The organism is Anaeromassilibacillus sp. 1001302B_160321_C8 (genome assembly GCF_015554745.1).
Lineage (GTDB): Bacteria > Bacillota > Clostridia > Oscillospirales > Acutalibacteraceae > Anaeromassilibacillus > Anaeromassilibacillus stercoravium.
This window is the reverse complement of sequence record NZ_JADNJD010000010.1, coordinates 99,626-115,499: the sequence shown is the minus strand read 5'-3', so window position 1 is coordinate 115,499 and position 15,874 is coordinate 99,626. Positions and strand designations below refer to the sequence as shown.

The 15,874-nt window shown below is 57.3% G+C and carries 15 protein-coding genes and 1 tRNA gene; 7 read left to right on the top strand and 9 right to left on the bottom strand.

What is annotated here, in order from left to right; translation table 11 throughout:
• Both I2E77_RS08660 and I2E77_RS08655 read right to left on the bottom strand, forming a co-directional pair.
• A partial coding sequence (locus I2E77_RS08660) for an ATP-binding cassette domain-containing protein (protein WP_140400304.1) occupies window positions 1–203 on the bottom strand: 203 nt, incomplete at its 3' end.
• A gap of 122 nt (window positions 204–325) precedes the next feature.
• Window positions 326–1,444 (bottom strand): galactose ABC transporter substrate-binding protein, encoded by a 1,119-nt coding sequence (locus tag I2E77_RS08655; protein WP_195451040.1) that lies wholly within the window; start codon window positions 1,442–1,444, stop codon window positions 326–328.
• 436 nt (window positions 1,445–1,880) lie between these two features.
• On the opposite strand from I2E77_RS08655, the gene I2E77_RS08650 reads away from it, so the two are divergent.
• A complete protein-coding gene (locus I2E77_RS08650) occupies window positions 1,881–2,702 on the top strand; it encodes a C40 family peptidase (RefSeq protein ID WP_195451039.1) in 822 nt (273 codons plus the stop codon).
• Window positions 2,703–3,082: 380 nt separating this feature from the next.
• Here the strand turns inward: I2E77_RS08650 and I2E77_RS08645 are convergent, their stop codons facing one another.
• Together I2E77_RS08645 and I2E77_RS08640 are read right to left on the bottom strand one after the other, a co-directional pair.
• A complete protein-coding gene (locus I2E77_RS08645) occupies window positions 3,083–4,333 on the bottom strand; it encodes a peptidoglycan-binding protein (RefSeq protein ID WP_191441628.1) in 1,251 nt (416 codons plus the stop codon).
• Between the two features lie 26 nt (window positions 4,334–4,359).
• A complete protein-coding gene (locus I2E77_RS08640; RefSeq protein ID WP_237967223.1) occupies window positions 4,360–5,616 on the bottom strand; it encodes an ATP-binding protein in 1,257 nt (418 codons plus the stop codon).
• A gap of 252 nt (window positions 5,617–5,868) precedes the next feature.
• Between I2E77_RS08640 and I2E77_RS08635 the strand changes: the two genes are divergently transcribed.
• Window positions 5,869–6,690, top strand: coding sequence for a hypothetical protein (locus tag I2E77_RS08635; protein WP_087234510.1), 822 nt, complete (start codon window positions 5,869–5,871; stop codon window positions 6,688–6,690).
• 120 nt (window positions 6,691–6,810) lie between these two features.
• On the opposite strand, the gene I2E77_RS13945 is transcribed toward I2E77_RS08635, so the two are convergent.
• Together I2E77_RS13945 and I2E77_RS08625 are read right to left on the bottom strand one after the other, a co-directional pair.
• A complete protein-coding gene (locus I2E77_RS13945; RefSeq protein WP_242969694.1) occupies window positions 6,811–7,422 on the bottom strand; it encodes a hypothetical protein in 612 nt (203 codons plus the stop codon).
• Window positions 7,423–7,451: 29 nt separating this feature from the next.
• Window positions 7,452–7,898 carry a cell wall hydrolase gene (locus tag I2E77_RS08625; protein WP_195451038.1) on the bottom strand — a complete coding sequence of 149 codons (447 nt, stop codon included), beginning with the start codon at window positions 7,896–7,898 and terminating at the stop codon, window positions 7,452–7,454.
• Window positions 7,899–8,094: 196 nt separating this feature from the next.
• On the opposite strand from I2E77_RS08625, the gene I2E77_RS08620 reads away from it, so the two are divergent.
• From I2E77_RS08620 to I2E77_RS08600, 5 genes are all read left to right on the top strand, one after another.
• Window positions 8,095–8,183, top strand: a tRNA-Ser gene (locus tag I2E77_RS08620).
• 286 nt (window positions 8,184–8,469) lie between these two features.
• Window positions 8,470–9,363: a DUF2935 domain-containing protein gene (locus tag I2E77_RS08615; protein ID WP_191521391.1), complete on the top strand. Its 894-nt coding sequence runs from the start codon at window positions 8,470–8,472 to the stop codon at window positions 9,361–9,363.
• 248 nt (window positions 9,364–9,611) lie between these two features.
• Window positions 9,612–10,961, top strand: a complete 1,350-nt coding sequence (locus tag I2E77_RS08610) for a replication-associated recombination protein A (protein ID WP_195451037.1) — start codon at window positions 9,612–9,614, stop codon at window positions 10,959–10,961.
• Between the two features lie 284 nt (window positions 10,962–11,245).
• Window positions 11,246–11,635 carry a heavy-metal-associated domain-containing protein gene (locus I2E77_RS08605; RefSeq protein WP_087234502.1) on the top strand — a complete coding sequence of 130 codons (390 nt, stop codon included), beginning with the start codon at window positions 11,246–11,248 and terminating at the stop codon, window positions 11,633–11,635.
• A gap of 161 nt (window positions 11,636–11,796) precedes the next feature.
• Entirely contained in the window at window positions 11,797–12,036 is a 240-nt protein-coding gene (locus I2E77_RS08600; protein ID WP_087234500.1) for an Lrp/AsnC family transcriptional regulator, read from the top strand.
• A 203-nt stretch (window positions 12,037–12,239) separates the two neighbouring features.
• On the opposite strand, the gene I2E77_RS08595 is transcribed toward I2E77_RS08600, so the two are convergent.
• The 3 genes from I2E77_RS08595 to I2E77_RS08585 all read right to left on the bottom strand — a co-directional run bounded on the left by I2E77_RS08595 (window position 12,240) and on the right by I2E77_RS08585 (window position 15,787).
• Window positions 12,240–14,315 carry a heavy metal translocating P-type ATPase gene (locus tag I2E77_RS08595; protein WP_195451036.1) on the bottom strand — a complete coding sequence of 692 codons (2,076 nt, stop codon included), beginning with the start codon at window positions 14,313–14,315 and terminating at the stop codon, window positions 12,240–12,242.
• Window positions 14,316–14,396: 81 nt separating this feature from the next.
• Window positions 14,397–14,666, bottom strand: a complete 270-nt coding sequence (locus tag I2E77_RS08590) for a DUF6110 family protein (RefSeq protein WP_191441632.1) — start codon at window positions 14,664–14,666, stop codon at window positions 14,397–14,399.
• A 185-nt stretch (window positions 14,667–14,851) separates the two neighbouring features.
• Window positions 14,852–15,787, bottom strand: a complete 936-nt coding sequence (locus tag I2E77_RS08585; protein WP_195451035.1) for a helix-turn-helix transcriptional regulator — start codon at window positions 15,785–15,787, stop codon at window positions 14,852–14,854.
• Window positions 15,788–15,874: the final 87 nt, after the last annotated feature.

Here is a 15,874-nt window from a genome sequence, read left to right as displayed (position 1 = left end):
TTCTTCCCATCCAGGATGATTTCGCCGCCATCCTCGTGGTAGATGCCGAACAAACACTTCATCAAAGTCGATTTTCCTGCGCCGTTTTCGCCCATCAGGGCATGTACGCTGCCGGGACGCACTTTTAAGGTGACCCCATCCAGCGCTTTAACGCCAGGGAATACTTTGGTGATGTTGTTCATTTCAAGCACATATTCACCCATTCCATCAGTCCTCCTTCTTGCTAAAATTAAGCGGGGAACGGAAAGCGCTCGCTTTCGCGTTCCCCGTAGAACAACAATTTCTTTAAGAAATCAAAAGAAAGTGTACTGCGTTCGCGCTAAACTTAGGAAATGTAATCCTGATAGTTGTCCTGCGTGACCTTTACATAGTCAATCCAGACATACTTGTCATCGGTTACCGGGTAGCCGATGTTCTCTTCGGTGACTTCCTTGCCCTGTGCAGCTGCAACTGCGATGTTCACGCTGGCGTTGCCCTGGCTGGTAGCATCGTTCAGAACGGTGCCGAGCAGGGAACCTTCCTTCATAGCTTCCAGAGCCGGAGCCGTTGCGTCAACGCCGACAACCGGGATATACTTGGAAGCATCGCCGGAGTTGTAGCCTTCTGCCTTCAGAGCTTCGATTGCGCCGAGAGCCATATCGTCGTTGTTGCAGAGAACAGCTTCGATCTTATCCAGGCTCTGGGAGGAGATGAATGCTGCCATCAAGTCGGTAGCCTTAACCTTATCCCACATAGCGGTGTCAGCAGCCAGCTGCTCAACCTTGAAGCCAGCCTCTTCGATTGCCTTCGGAGCATACTCGGAACGCAGGGTAGCGTCCTGGTGGCCAGGCTCGCCCTGGAGCATGACGTACTGGATGGTGCCGTCGCCGTTCTTATCTGCATCCGGATTCGCGGTGAAGTAGTCAGCGATGATCTCGCCGGACATCGTGCCGGACTGCTCTGCCTTACAGCCAACATACCAAGCCTGGTCATAGGAATTCATGTCTTCCTCGGACGGCTGACGGTTCTGGAGAACGATCGGCAGGCCTGCGTCCTTCGCCTTGGTGATGATCGGGCCAGCAGCGGTCAGATCAACCGGGTTAACGATCAGAGCATTGACGCCCTTCGTGATGAAGGTATCAACCTGTTCGTTCTGGGTCGGCTGCTTGTTCTGGGAGTCCACGATATCGATGGTTGCGCCCAGCTCTGCTGCGCGAGCGGTCATGGTGTTACGAACACCGGTCATGAACGTATCGTCGAACTTGTACACGCAGGAACCGATGCTTACGTCAGAAGCGTCTGCCGCCGGCTCTTCTGCAGGCTCCTCGCCATCAGTGGCCTCCGCAGAAGACGTATCGGTCGCTGTGCCAGCGTCTGCGGAAGAAGTGTTGCCATCATTGCCGCAGCCAACGGCCATAGAAGCCATCATCATAGCTGCCAGCATAAATGCTAATACCTTTTTCATACCTGAAAATCCTCCTACTTTCTTAGAATATCTTCTTTCGGTTTAGCAACCCGCCCATCCTTGTGCATTTGCACAAATGCAGGTGGAATTGCGATTTACTATTAGTAAGTATAGCCTCCTCAAATCAAAAAATCTATATAAAATTCTTTGGTCTTCTATAAAATATCTTCGCTCTTTTGCTCGATTGTTTTTGTCAAACCACGACCACCTTTGTGAAAAAAGACAAAATCTCCCTGTGAATTTAGGGGAACATGCCTAATACTTGTCCCATGTTGGGGTTGTAGCCATGAAAAGCACAAGATGCAGGCCCGCCCCATTTGCAACCCGGAATTTTGCCGCACCTCCCCTTTTTGGGGGATATCCGCGGCTTCCCCCGCCCCTGCATACATCCCCAGCCTGCGGCATATAGATTCCTGTTGAAGGGGAGGCGAACGATATGGCGAACGATGCATTGATCCAAACGGCAGCTGCCCCGCTTTGGAAAGAGCCAAAGAAGGGGGCGGAGCGTGTGGATGAAGCCCTCTGCGGCGTTTCCGTAGAAATCTTGGAATCCAGCGGCATTTACCGCCGGGTGCGCACCTGCTATGGGTACGAAGGCTGGGCGGAAGAGCCGGCCCTGTTTCCCCTGGCATCCCTTGAAGCATGGAAAGCCGCGCCAAAAGCCTTGGTCCGCGCGCCGTTTGCCGATGTCCAGGCGGAACCATCGGTGCAAGCGCCGGCTGTATGCACACTGCCGCGGGGCGCGCTGGTCCAACTGGACGCCCCAGCCGGCACGGGCAAATGGAGCCGGGTCCTTCTGCCAAACGGGGTCCCCGGCTTCCTTCCCGCGTCCGCCCTTACTAGGCCACACAGCGGCATGGGGCGCCGCAGCCAGGCGCGTTTCCGCTGTGATGTTGTCCGCGCGGCATGCTCCTATTTGGGCGCGCCTTACCGGTGGGGCGGCATGACACCGGCCGGAATCGATTGCTCGGGGCTCTGTTTCATGGCATATGCTTTGAACGGCGTCTGCATCTTCCGCGATGCGCGCCTAGAGCCAGGATATGCCATCCAGAAGATCCCCTACCGCCTCGTCAGGCCGGGGGACCTGCTCTATTTTCCAGGGCATGTCGCTATGTTTATCGGGAACGGCCGGTATATCCATACGACCGCGGGGAACGGCTGCCACGGCGTGGTGGTCAACAGCCTGGACCCCCGGTCGCCACAATACCGCGCGGACCTTCCGCCAAAGCTGCTCGCAACCGGCAGCTTGTTCCCATAAAAAGATTTCCGGCCAGGGGAGAGGAAAAGCCCCTGGCCGGAAGCGCCGCGTTGAATAACTATTTTATTCAATATATTGAGGAAAAACACGAAAGCAAATCCATAACAGCCAACCTTCCACCGGCCCCTCCCAATAGCTGGTCCCGCTTCAGGCAAGCTGTGACGCCTGGAACCCCTTGGTATTTGCGCCCTCTTAGCAGCAATTGGATCGGTCCTCCTGTGAGGGAACCCCCTCTGCATATTGCCGCTGTTTTCTGCGCACAATCATTCCCACGCATCAAAACCATTATTAGTATAAAAGATTCTTATGAAAAACGCAAGTGATTTTGCATAGAACGTTGGTCATATGTACCGATATGGTTTCGTTATTTCAACAAATACTTATTCGTCTGCAGAATAAATGAGGCTTCCCTCGGGGCGGGGCTGCGCATCCGCCGCGAAAAGGCGGTTGACGGTCTCTTCATCTGCCACCCCTGTGATCCGCAGGTTGTTGACATATTGGAAGTCCATAATCGACTGCTGGGTCCCTTCCCCGTACAGTCCCGTCGGCTGTACGAACAGATACCCCAGCTCCGCCAGACGCAGCTGCAAATTTTTCACCGCGTCGCCTTCGTCGCCAAGCTTCAGGGAATCGCCTTCCGGCTGTTCCGGGTCCGAGGTGACATCCCCGACCTCCATATCCGAATTGCCGCCGGTGGGCGTCTGGCTTTCGCCACCCTCCGGCTCCAGGGACGTGGTGCCCTCTGCCAGGGATGGGTAGACTGTGCCCGCCATAAAACTGACAGCGGAAATAACCCCGTTCCCCTGCCATTCCATCAAAGAGGGGTCCATCTCATAAACGCGCCCCTCCTGGACAGCAGTCAAATCCTTATATTGGTCCGTCTGGGCCAAGGTATCCTTGAGACCGGTCGGGCAGAAAATATACTGCGGCTGGACCATCAGCAGCGTTTCCACATCCATGTGGTTTCCCGCCCCGTCCGAAGCCGCATTGATCAGCCCGGCACATTCGATCAGTTTCCCCTCCAGTGTATCGCCCGTCACGACGCCGCCCTCGACATCGTAGAGGTAACAGACGGAAACCGGCGTATCCGTCTGGGGGATTTGGCGGCTGATGTCGTCAATCGTGCTAAAGATGCCCTCAGCGATCTTCTCCCCGCGTTCGTATCCTTTGACGCCGCCCATCATGCAGGAACCGACCTCCCGGTACAGGCGGGTAAAATCTTCGCGGCTGGTAGCGGGCGCAATGGTCACCACATCGATCCCCGCGTCGTTCAGCCCTTGTTTCTGCTCTTCACTGGGCGCGTCCTCCGTGAGGACCAGGTCTGCGCCAACCCCCAAAATCGACTGCGGGTCATCCAACGTCATATCCGGCAGCACCGACAGGTCCTCCTGGGTGCAGGCAGCGCCCTTGCCACAGAGTTGCATCTCGTAGCCGAGCGCCATAATGACCTCTGCCAAATTAGGGGACAGGACAACAACGCCCTTGGGTTCGTCCTGGATCGTCACTTCGTTTACCGTTACGGGGAAGTCCTGTTCCGCTACGCCGGAGCTGATATCACCCTTCGGCCCACAGCCCACGCAAATACTCAGCACCAACAAAATCCCCAGCAATGCTGCCAGCGGTCTTTTCATCTTCGATCGGCCTCCTTCCGTCCGTCTCAGTCCAGCGGCTGTCCGCGCCGGATGCGCGCCTCCGCATCGTCGATATACTGTTTTGCACAGCGCGGCGACCGGCCGCTGCGGGCAATCGCCCAGCGCTCCGCGCCCGCTTTGATCTCCGGGAGATACTCGTCCAATTCCCTCTGGCGCGCCAGCTGCTCCACGATCTCCAGGAAATGCACCTTGTCCGGCAAGGAGAATTGGATGGACAGGCCAAAGCGGTCCGCTAGGGACATGCTCTCCTGGATCGTATCCCCCAGATGGATTTCGTCCCCCTCGCGGTCCGAAAAGCTCTCCCGCAGGAGATGCCGGCGGTTCGAGGTAGCGTAAATCAGCGCATTTTCCGGACGGGCCGCCAGCCCGCCCTCCAGCACAGCCTTCAACGCCGCATAGGTATCGTCCTGCTGCGAGAAGGACAGGTCGTCGATAAAGATGATGAACTTCAGCGGTACGGCGGCAATCTGGTCCACCAGCGCCGGGAAATCCATCAGCGATTCCTTCGGGATCTCGATCACGCGCAATCCCTGCGGGTAGAATTCATTGAGCATGGCTTTGACCGTGGACGACTTGCCCGTGCCGCGGTCCCCATACAGCAGGCAGTTGTTGGCCGGCAAGCCCTGCAAAAAGGCCAGGGTGTTGTCGATGGCCAGCTTGCGTTGGATCTCATAGCCCTTGAGGTCCGCAAGGCGCTGCTGGTCCGGGTAGGCCACGGGCTGGATGCTGTGATTCCGCCAGATAAACGCGCGGTAACGCGCATACATGCCGCAGCCGTTGGAGCGGTAATATTCCGCCATCTTTGTGATGCAGTGGTCGAGGTCGCCGCCGAGCACGGCAACCGGCTCCCCTGTTTTCCATTCCGGCAGCTCCATCCCGGCGACGTCCTGCGCAAACGCGCTGTTTTCCCGGAGCTCCTGCGGTGTGATCGACGCGACCTGGCGGATGACCGCAAGATCCCGCCGGACGGCACGGCGCACGCCCTCCGGAAGCACGGCGGTGCCAGCCGCGGCCGCGAGCGAAAATGCATTTTCATCAAACAAGGCGGTCCCTGTGATGCACCCTGCAAGGTTTTCGCTGTATCCACGCATGCACAGCACATCGTAGAAATCGCCCCACGCATTCAAGAACGCTTCCAGGGAATCCCCCCGTGCCGCCCAAAGCAGCCGGTAGAACGCCTTTGGAACCGTCCGGTTTAAGATCCCTTTATACACAGAGAGCGAAGCCATTTCCATGGCCGCTTCCTTTACTCGATTTGCCAATGAAAAAACCCCTTTTCTACACAGCTGGTCCGCGGCTGCGCGGCCATTGCCCACGATGCGGATAACCCCCGTTTTTCCGTAAAATCTGCCCCGGAACAATTTGTAACAATACACAGTACATCATACCCTTTGCAAGGGGTTATGTCAAGTTCACGACATCGTTTGCCTTGCGAATCTATCCATTGTTTGTTACTATTATATATAAAAACAAATGGGGGCTGTCCGCTCCCATCCAAAGAAAGGCTGATCGCTATGAAACATTGGTGGAAACGGGCGGTTTATGCCTGTATTCTTTGCCTTTGCCTCTGCTGTACGGCGTGTTCTGCAAACAGCCAGCCCGATCCGGCGGTGCTCCTCCGGGAGACGCTTTCCCAGGTAAACGCCCTGGAAAGCTGCGAAAGCCGGTTTTCCAATGACTTGGAATTCAACGCGGGCACCGAACAGCAGACCTTCCATTCGGCGGTTTCGTCCGTCTATTTTGCAGACCCCTTCTGCCTAAAGAGCACCCAGGATACCGGGGCCGGCGCCCCTTCCGTCACCTATACGATGACCGAGGACGGCTTCTGCTGGTTTTACGCAGAAACCGAGGACGGCTGGCTCCGCACCCCGGCGGAAACGCTCAACACAACCCCTTCGGAACAGATCGAAATTTTGCGCCTGTTAAAGCAGGCCACTGACCCGCAATTTGTCCGCGAGGAGGAAGTCGAAGGTACCCCTGCTTATAAACTGGAGGTCACGTTCCCGGCGGACATCCTGCGCAGTTCCATTGAGGCGATTGTCTCCGCCAGCGGCATGGGGGACGGTTCCCAGACACTGGTGCAGGAACTTCTGGCGAGTACCCCCGCGGTGTACGGCTACTGTTACATTGGCAAGGACGACGGCCGCCTCCTGCGCATGGAGCTGGATACCACGGAAGCGCTCAACACCGTGTTCAGCAAGATCAGCGGCGACAGTGTGAAAGTTTCCATCTCCAAAAGCGTTTTGACAGGGGAACTGTTCAACTGCAATGCCGCCGCACCGGTCGAACTCCCGCCCGAGGCAGCTTCTGCGCAGACGGTGGAAGCCGCCGGATAACGATTTGCTGGAGCGTCCACGGATTGTAAACGGTTCCGATGTAAGAGAACCTAAAGACCGAAGCTGTGCGGGATCACCTCCCGCGCAGTTTCGGTCTTTCCGATTGTTTTCCATTTCCTATTAATAATAGAAACGGACGAACTTGATGTTATAAAAATCACAGGCAAGGATATCATCCGTTTCCGTCTCGTTGATGAGGATAAAATTTGCCCCAACGGCCAAGAGAATCCCGGAGCGTGTAACAATGCTGTTGGTCCCGACCAAAAAATCCACCTGCACAGGACGCCCCACCTGGGTGCGCAAAAAACCATTCATATATTGAAGGCTTTCCGCAGGGATCGACTGCGGCTGTGTCATGGACGTAATCGGCGCAAGGGAACCTCCGGTCGCGCCGCTCTGCGCAACGGCGCTGCTCTGTGTTTGTGTCCCCTGTGTGCCATTCGCATTTTGCCAAATGTTTGTTAACGGGGGCCACATAGCGTTCCGGTTTTCTTCTGCGTAATCCCGCAGGGGGCTGTTCCCGGCATTTTGCAATTGTTGCCTCTGCCTCTCCTTTTGGTACGGGTTCATCAAATTGTATGAGGCGATCTCCTCCAATGTGGGGAGATTGGGATTGAGCCGCACATTCGTAAATGCGGAGACGTCGGGCGACGCCCCTGCGCAGCCCGCCCCCATGCATGGCGTGTTCGTGTTAGACATCTCCTGATTTTGTGCAAATGTTCCTGTATCCATAAGTGAAACCCTCCTACCGACAAAATAGCCTAAGTCGTTGCATATTTCTGTGTGGGCGTATAAAAACAATGGTTATTGACCCGGTTGAACAGGACGCCGATCCCGCCGGGTGGGAAATACGTTGGGCACTCTGCGCTATAGGGATTAAAGAAGAACAAGCTTTCCCCCACGGCGTTCAAGGTATTGCCTGCCAACGCCCAGTCTGCGATCTCATAGTGGATATCCTCCGGGTCCATATTCCACACATTTTGCGGATTATACCTGCCGTTTACGGAATCCCGCATACAGACAAACTGCCCCTGCTGTTCCATAATGCTGCGGACGTCGCCGCCTTGGCTGACCCGGAAGAACTCGCCGTAAGGCACTCGCGCACGGTTCACAATGACGGATGCTACTGCCCGCATACCGTCCTCCCCTTCCCCGCCCGCCTCACATTGAATCAGCCGCGCCAAAAGTTCGCGATCCGTATAAGCCATACTCATCACCTGATTTTTAGAATTGTCTTAAAGCATCCTATGCCCTTCGCCCACCCCGTGGCACAGCTTTTCCCGCGCTGGATGCAGAATATTTCGCCATAACTACTGGAATCCCGCAAAATCTCTTGACTTTTTTCCCTCTCTTCTTTAAAATGTAAGTATTCGCCCTGTGGATGGACGATTTACAATGGAATATGGAAGCGTATCGAAGTGGTCATAACGGGCCTGACTCGAAATCAGGTAGACGGCAACGTCTCGTGGGTTCGAATCCCACCGCTTCCGCCAGGCTGAGCCTGGACGCAATTCGCGTCCAGGACTCGGCTTTTTCTTTTGCCTTGCCGCTCGCGTTTATAGCGGGTATCTTTTCGATAATATAAATCCAGCAGTAAACCGCACCTCACTTTGTGGGGTGTAGTTTTTTATTTCCAAGGAGCAATCCCTTTTTCCCTCCCCTGCGGCGGACCACGCCCGCAACCCGCATCTTTTGTGTGGAGAGAACCCGGTATAATCCATGTGCATTACCATACCAATGGATCAATCTCTTTTATTTACAGTTGTTTTGGAGGGTACTATGCACACAGATGATTATGTCGTAAGCTCCCTGGAACTGCATCTGTTCTTTGGGCGCATCATGAAAGAACATTCCCTGTTCCTGCGGGCGGGATTTACCCCGGCGAACGAATCGTTTTCGAAGCAGGCGGAGGTTTATAAAAGGGAATTTGAAACATTGCTCTGTCAAGCCATCGCGCTCAGCGACGGCGTTATCAGCCAGGATGTCCTGTGCTCCGGCGAACTGGTCACGGAATTTACCGCTCTGGCGGAACAGCAGACGGAGCGCTTTACCGGGATTGCAATCAACCGAAGGATCACCAGCCGTGAACTACAGCTGCGCAACGCGTGTGGCCGGCCGGATGTTTGCGCCAGAATACAACCCCAGGTACAAAGGCTGAACCGGACGGCGCTCCGGCTATTGAACGGATTGATTGGTTTTAAGGAACGAATCTTAAAACAGGTCCTTTGCTGTGAACTGTTCACCATGAACTATCCGCTACTGATTGAGCATATTCTGCGAGAGGCGAAGCTCTATCAGAAATATCTTCGGATGCTCGAGAACGACGGCGATCTGACCTGCCAGTCCATGAAGGAAATCGAACACTTTTGGAACCAGATCATGATGGAACACGCCATGTTTATACGCGGCCTGCTGGACCCCTCTGAAACGGAATTGCTGCAAACCGCGGACGGATTTGCCAATGAATACCAAGCATTGTTAAACGCCTGCAATCATGCGCAAAACCAGACCTTAACCGCGGATTCCCTGGAAAAAACCATCCGGTTCCGAGATTTTAAGGCGGCGGGCGCGCAAGGAATCGAACAATGCAAAATCCGTTCGATCATCTTGCCCCTCCTCGCAGACCATGTGCTGCGCGAAGCAAATCACTATATCCGTCTGCTGAAGTCTTAATCGGACGCCTCCTGTTTTGCGGGGCATCCATTACGGATATTTTCTTCCATGAGCCAATATCCGGCTTCTCCCCCGGAAGGAAAACAGGGAACGCCTGCGTCTGCCGGACCGACGCGGGCGTTCCCTGTTTTCTTTTTATATATGGTTTGGCATTCCCTGCTTGTGCTTCATCCAAAACGAAACTTTGTTCTTGTCCTTTCCTTCCACCGGTGGTAAAATAGAAAAAACGGTAACTGCGGAGGCGTCTTATGGAACAGCAGACCTTATTGGGGCAGCAGGGGATGGACCGGCCATTGGCCAGCCGGATGCGGCCGCGCACCCTGGAGGAATTTGTCGGGCAAGAGCACCTTTTGGGAGAGGGAAAAATTTTGCGGCAATTGATCGACCAGGACCGCATTTCCTCCATGATCTTCTGGGGGCCGCCCGGCGTGGGAAAGACCACCCTAGCGCGCATCATCGCCGGACGGACCCACGCCAATTTTATCGATTTCAGCGCGGTGACCAGCGGCATCAAAGAGATCCGCGAGGTCATGCAGCGCGCAGAAGAAAACCGCCGGTTTGGGGAGAGGACCATCCTATTTGTCGATGAGATTCACCGCTTTAACAAGGCGCAGCAGGATGCTTTCCTCCCATTTGTCGAGCGCGGCAGCATCATCTTGATCGGCGCGACGACCGAAAACCCTTCGTTTGAAATCAATTCGGCGCTTCTCTCCCGCTGCAAGGTCTTTGTCTTGCAGGCGCTGTCCCCGGAGGACCTGCAAACGCTCCTGCGCCATGCGCTTACGGACCCCCGCGGTTTCGGCGGGGAATCCGTCCAAATAGCCGGGGACATGCTGGCGATGATCGCAAATTTTGCAAACGGCGATGCGCGCACGGCGCTGAACACCCTGGAAATGGCCGTGCTGAACGGCGAACGGACCCCTTCCGGGGTGGTGGTCGGGCCCGAAATTTTGAAGCAGTGCCTTTCGAAAAAGTCGTTGCTCTACGACAAGAACGGAGAAGAGCACTACAATCTCATCTCGGCGCTGCACAAATCCATGCGCAACAGCGACCCCGACGCTGCAATCTACTGGCTGGCCCGCATGCTGGAGGGCGGCGAGGACCCCCTCTATATTGCGCGGCGCCTCATCCGCTTTGCCAGCGAGGACGTCGGGATGGCCGACAGCCGGGCGATTGAAATCGCGACGGCCGTCTACCAGGCGTGCCATTTTATCGGCATGCCCGAGTGCTCGGTCCATCTGACCCACGCGGTGACCTACCTTTCCCTCGCCCCCAAATCCAACGCGCTCTATGTGGCGTACGAAACCGCCAAACGTGACGCGCTGGAGATGCTGGACGAGCCGGTCCCCCTACAGATCCGCAACGCCCCCACCCGCCTGATGAAGGACCTGCACTACGGCGAGGGGTATCAATACGCCCACGACACAGAGGACAAGCTCACCACCATGCAATGCCTTCCAGACGCGCTGCAGGGGAGGAAATACTACATCCCCACCGCGCAGGGTTCCGAAGTGCGCGTGCAGGAGCGCCTGCGCCAGATCGAACAGTGGCGGGCGCAAAAGCGCAGGGAGGAACAGGAAGGCCCGCAGGGGAAATGACCTTGTTTGCGGTTGGCAGACTATGTCCCCGTCCCGTGCGCAAAAGATGCGAGCAAGATGGCCGGGAAAAGTTTTCCCGGCCATCTTGTCCTTTGGAGGACTGAACGGAAGCATTTGTTTCGATTCGCGGTCTCCTTGTGCGGCCGGTTCCGGCCAAAACAGCCGGCCGGCACTCCCGGGAAACACGCCGTATGCCTAAATGAAGCGATGGACGCCGCCGCATTGACAGAACGTGGAATTTGTGCTACCTTAATTAGCAGAAACTAACCAAGGAGGCTTTGGAAATGGCAACCCTCATAATCTCTGTTTTATTGGCGCTGGCCTGTATCTACGGAGTTTACAGCTACATCCGGAAACTCCGTTATGGGGGCGGTTGTTGCGGCGAACACGAAGGAGCGGTCAAGAAGGTTAAGGTAGCGGACCGGGATAAAACCCACTACCCATATGAGACGGTGTTGACCATCGACGGCATGACCTGTTCCAACTGTGTACGGCGCGTGGAAAATGCGCTCAACCAACTGGACGGCGTTTGGGCACAGGTGGACCTCAGCTCCCGCAAGGCAGCCGTGCGGATGAAACAGCCGCTTCCGGAGGACACGCTGCGGGATGCCGTGCGTGCGGCAGGTTACATCGTGCTTTCGGTCCAGAACAACCAAACGGCAGTATCCCATTGAGGCAGAAGCGGGCGGGAACGCTTTCTTTTTTGCGCATAAGTTAGCTTTGACTAACTTATGTATGTCCGTTTCCATCCGTTTGCCCATGCGCAAACCGCCAACCATGCGATGCATCGCCCCGTTCCCGGGGCAGCTTTCCAGAAAAAGGAGGTGAACCATCGTTGGACCGGCTGATGGAATTGTTGAACGATGGACGCGCCTGGTCTGTCGCGGACCTGGCCAATTCCCTGCGGGAGCCCCAGAAAGAGGTGCAACGGCGGGTGGAGTCCCTGGAATCCAACGGGTATCTGCGGAAGGCCTGCGGTTGCGGCCCCCAGTGTAAGGGCTGCGGGCACTGTGGGACGCACAGCCCCCACGCCCCTGCCTTTATACGGGCACACCCGTCACAGGAGACCCCATAAAACATCTGCCTTTTCATAGGCAGCCACGGTTATGCAACGGGCGGCGCCCCTCCGGCCTCATAGGCTGAAGGGGCGCCGCCCGTTAAAATTCGATCGGTTGGGATGGATAAAAACAGAAGGATTTCCAGGGCAACTGCCATCCTTCCCGGGTGCAGGCTGCGCACAGGGCCGCCTGCCTTGGCATTTCCGGGGGCGGACGCCCGTCAATCCAACAGGTTTGTCATGCTCCGCAGGCTGACGCCCAACGTGGAGAGGTTGTGCAGCATGGCAGAGGTGGCCGGGGGGAGGACGCCCGCGGCGCCCAGCCCGATCAGACCCCCATTGAAACCGATGACAAAGCGGTAATTCGATTGGATGCGGCGCAGCAGGCTGCTGGCGATCATCCGCAGGCTGACCAGCTCAAAGAGGTCGTCTGCGGCAATCGTGATATCCGCGATCTCCCGTGCGATCGCCGCGCCGTCGCTGATTGCGATGCCAACGTCCGCCGCAGAAAGAGCCGGGGAGTCGTTGATGCCGTCGCCCAGCATCATGACCGTATGCCCCTGCGCGCGTTCCTCCTCAACAAACCGCGCTTTGTCCTCTGGAAGGACTTCGGAACGGTATTCGTCCACACCCACCTGCGCGGCAATTGCGGCGGCAGTGCGTTCGCTGTCCCCAGTGAGCATGACGGTCTTTTGAATCCCCAGACGGCGCAACGCGTTGATGACCGCTTCGGCCTCTGTGCGCAACGGGTCGGAAATACAGATCACCGCCGCCAACTGTCCTCCGATGGCCAGATACAGGTGGGAATATTGCTCCGGAAGCGTATCGAACCGCTCCTGTTCCCCATCAGGAATTGTACAAGCCTCATCCTCAAAGACGAAATGCGCGCTGCCGATGACCACCCGCTCCGTCCCGACGGTGCTGGCAATGCCATGGGCCACGAGGTATTCCACCTGGGAGTGCATCTCCTCGTGGGAGAGCCCGCGGTCCCGCGCGGCCTGTACCACGGCGTTGGCCATGGAGTGCGGGAAATGCTCCTCCAGGCAGGCGGCCAGGCGCAGCATCTCCTCTTCGCTGTGGCCGCCGAAGGGGATGACCCCCGCCACCACCGGGCAGGCATAGGTCAGCGTGCCGGTCTTGTCAAACACGATCGTATCCGCCTTGGCGACCGCCTCTAGGTATTTCCCACCCTTGACTGTCACGTGGTAGCTGCTGGCCTCGCGCATGGCGGAGAGGACCGCCAGAGGCATGGCAAGCTTCAGTGCGCAGGAGAAATCCACCATCAGCACCGAGAGGGCGCGCGTGACGTTCCGGGTCAGCAGATACGCCAGCCCGCTCCCTACAAGCGTATAGGGCACCAGCTTGTCCGCCAGGTTGGAAGCCTTGTTCTCCGCTGCGGATTTTAGCTTTTCGGACTGCTCGATCATGGCCACGATCTTGTCGTACCGGCTTTCGCCGGACTGCTGCGTCACGCGCAGGATGCATTCGCCCTCTTCCACGACCGTCCCCGCGTAAACCGCGGTGCCGGGGCGCTTCGGCACGGGGATGGATTCCCCGGTGAGCGACGCCTGGTTGACCATCACCTCGCCCTCCTCGATGGTGCTGTCCAAGGGGATCAGGCCACCCATGCGCACGGCGATGCGGTCGCCGGTTTTGACCTGGTTCAAGGGCACGAGGACCTCGCCGGACGGCGTTTTGAGCCAGACACGGTCGATGTTCAGGGACATACAGCGCGCAAGGTCGTCCACGGACTTCTTGTGCGTCCACTCCTCCAGCAGCTCGCCCAGCTCCAGCAGGAACATCACGGAACCGGCCGTGGCAAAATCCCGCCGCACCATGGAGATCCCGATGGACAGCCCGTCGAGCAGCTCCACGCGCAGTTTTCCCCGCAGCAGGCACCGGACCCCGCGGAACAGGTACGGGATGGATTTCCACAGCGTATAGGCAATCCGCAGGGGCGCGGGAAAGAAGAGCGAACGCACCGCCTTGAAGGCAATGCGCCCCACCAGCTTTTCCTCATAGGTGCGGTTGAGCGCCCGGCTGCTGTGCAGCGGGGCCAGCTCCGCCACCCCTTCGGCGTCGTAGGCAAAGCGGCTGATCCGTTGCAGCAGCTCTTCGCGCGCGCACTGGTAATGGATTACGGCACAGCAGGTCCGCTCGTGGACAACGGCCTGCCGGACCCCGCCGGTCTGTTGCAGGTAAGCCTCGAGAAGGTCGGCCTGTTCCAATCTCATCCGCTTTTGCGCGCAGTGGATGCGCATGCGCCCGCTGCTCTCATGTACAATTTGAAATTTCATCGTTGACCTCCGAAAGGAAGAAGAGGGCCGCGCCTGCGGCCCTCTTCTGTTGGATGTGTAAATGGGCCGTGCGTTTCCCCATTAAGCCTCCGCTGCCTCTTTGGAGGTATCCTCGACGGTTTCCTCCTGCGCGGCGCGCTGTTCGTTGATGTCCTTGGCAGAGGCTAGAATATCCGCTGCGTTCTCCTGCACGGAGGTCACCGTGCCCATCACCGAATCTTTTACGCGCAATGCGGCCGCGGTGGCATGGGTATACGCCTTTTTCGCGTCCTTGCTGCTCAACAATTTGATCCCGGCGGAGCCAAACAGTGCGCCGCCCACGAATAAAGCGATCTTTTGATAGATGTTCATAAGGCAATTCCTCCAGAATTATTTGTGCCGGTAGCCTGTGAGAATCACCATCACCATGCAGATGACAGCCCCCCACGCCCAGAATTTGTGTTGCTTCAAACGGGACACCTCCTAGCACATGGCATTCATTTGAAACTTAAATATAGCACAGCCGGTGAGGAAATTCCGCCGGAAACGGACGGATTTCATCGGTTTTGGACATTATTTTCGCGGCACCACTTGCGGTACTGCGCCGGGGTCATATGATAGAGCGCTTTAAACGCAGAATCAAACTGGCTGGTGCCCGTGTATCCCACGGCCACCGCGATGTGCAGCACGCTGTCGGACGTGGTGCGCAGCAGGCGCGCCGCCGTTTGCAGGCGGTATTGCTGAAGATACGTGTGGACCGGCGCGCCATATAGCCGCCGGAAGCAGCTTTTGAGAAACGTGGGGGATAGCTGGAACCGGCGGGCCAGTTCCGGGACGGTCATGTGCTGGTCGAAATGCGCCAGCATATAGTCGTGGACGTTCCGGACGGCGTCCGCCTGGTAATGGTCGTAATACCCGTTTGCGCAGGGGGCAACCGCTGCCGGCTGCCGGTTGCACAGAAGGTACAGGAGTTCCCAGAGCTTGAGCAGGAAATAAGCGCCCCGCCGCTCTTTTGGGAGCTGGCACAGGGACGCGAGGACGGACGGCCCCCAGACCGGCTCGCGGACCGCCATACAGCCGTTGTGGCTGCGCAGCAGGCCGGCCACTTGGTCCATGGGGGAGGCATCCCCCGCCCACAGGGTGCGCTCCTGTGCGGGCAGGTCCCGGGAGGCGGCCTTGTCCATCAGGGCAAATATCCCTTGAAAGCAACCGTCTTCGAGGGAGAAACGGCGGAGTTCCGCCGCATCCGAGACCAGAAGCAGTTCCCCCGGCCCTGCGCAGACGGTTTGCCCCTTGCAAAGGGTTGCCCGCAGTTGTCCCGCCCGGCAAAACAGGGCCTCCACATGCGCGGGCTGTACGCTTGCCGATTCGAGCGGCGCACAGCCGGAAAGATCGCACTCCCAGGCCGTAATCCCCTCCAGGGAAAACGGCCCCTGTATCTCACCCGCATGGGCCCCTTCCGCTGCCCACCGCCGGATGTACTCCCCCATCATCTCACATGTCCCTCTTTTCCGGATGTCCCCACAGCATTCGGTGTGAAAATGCATTCTATAAGTTAGCTAAGGCTAACTTATAGCCTT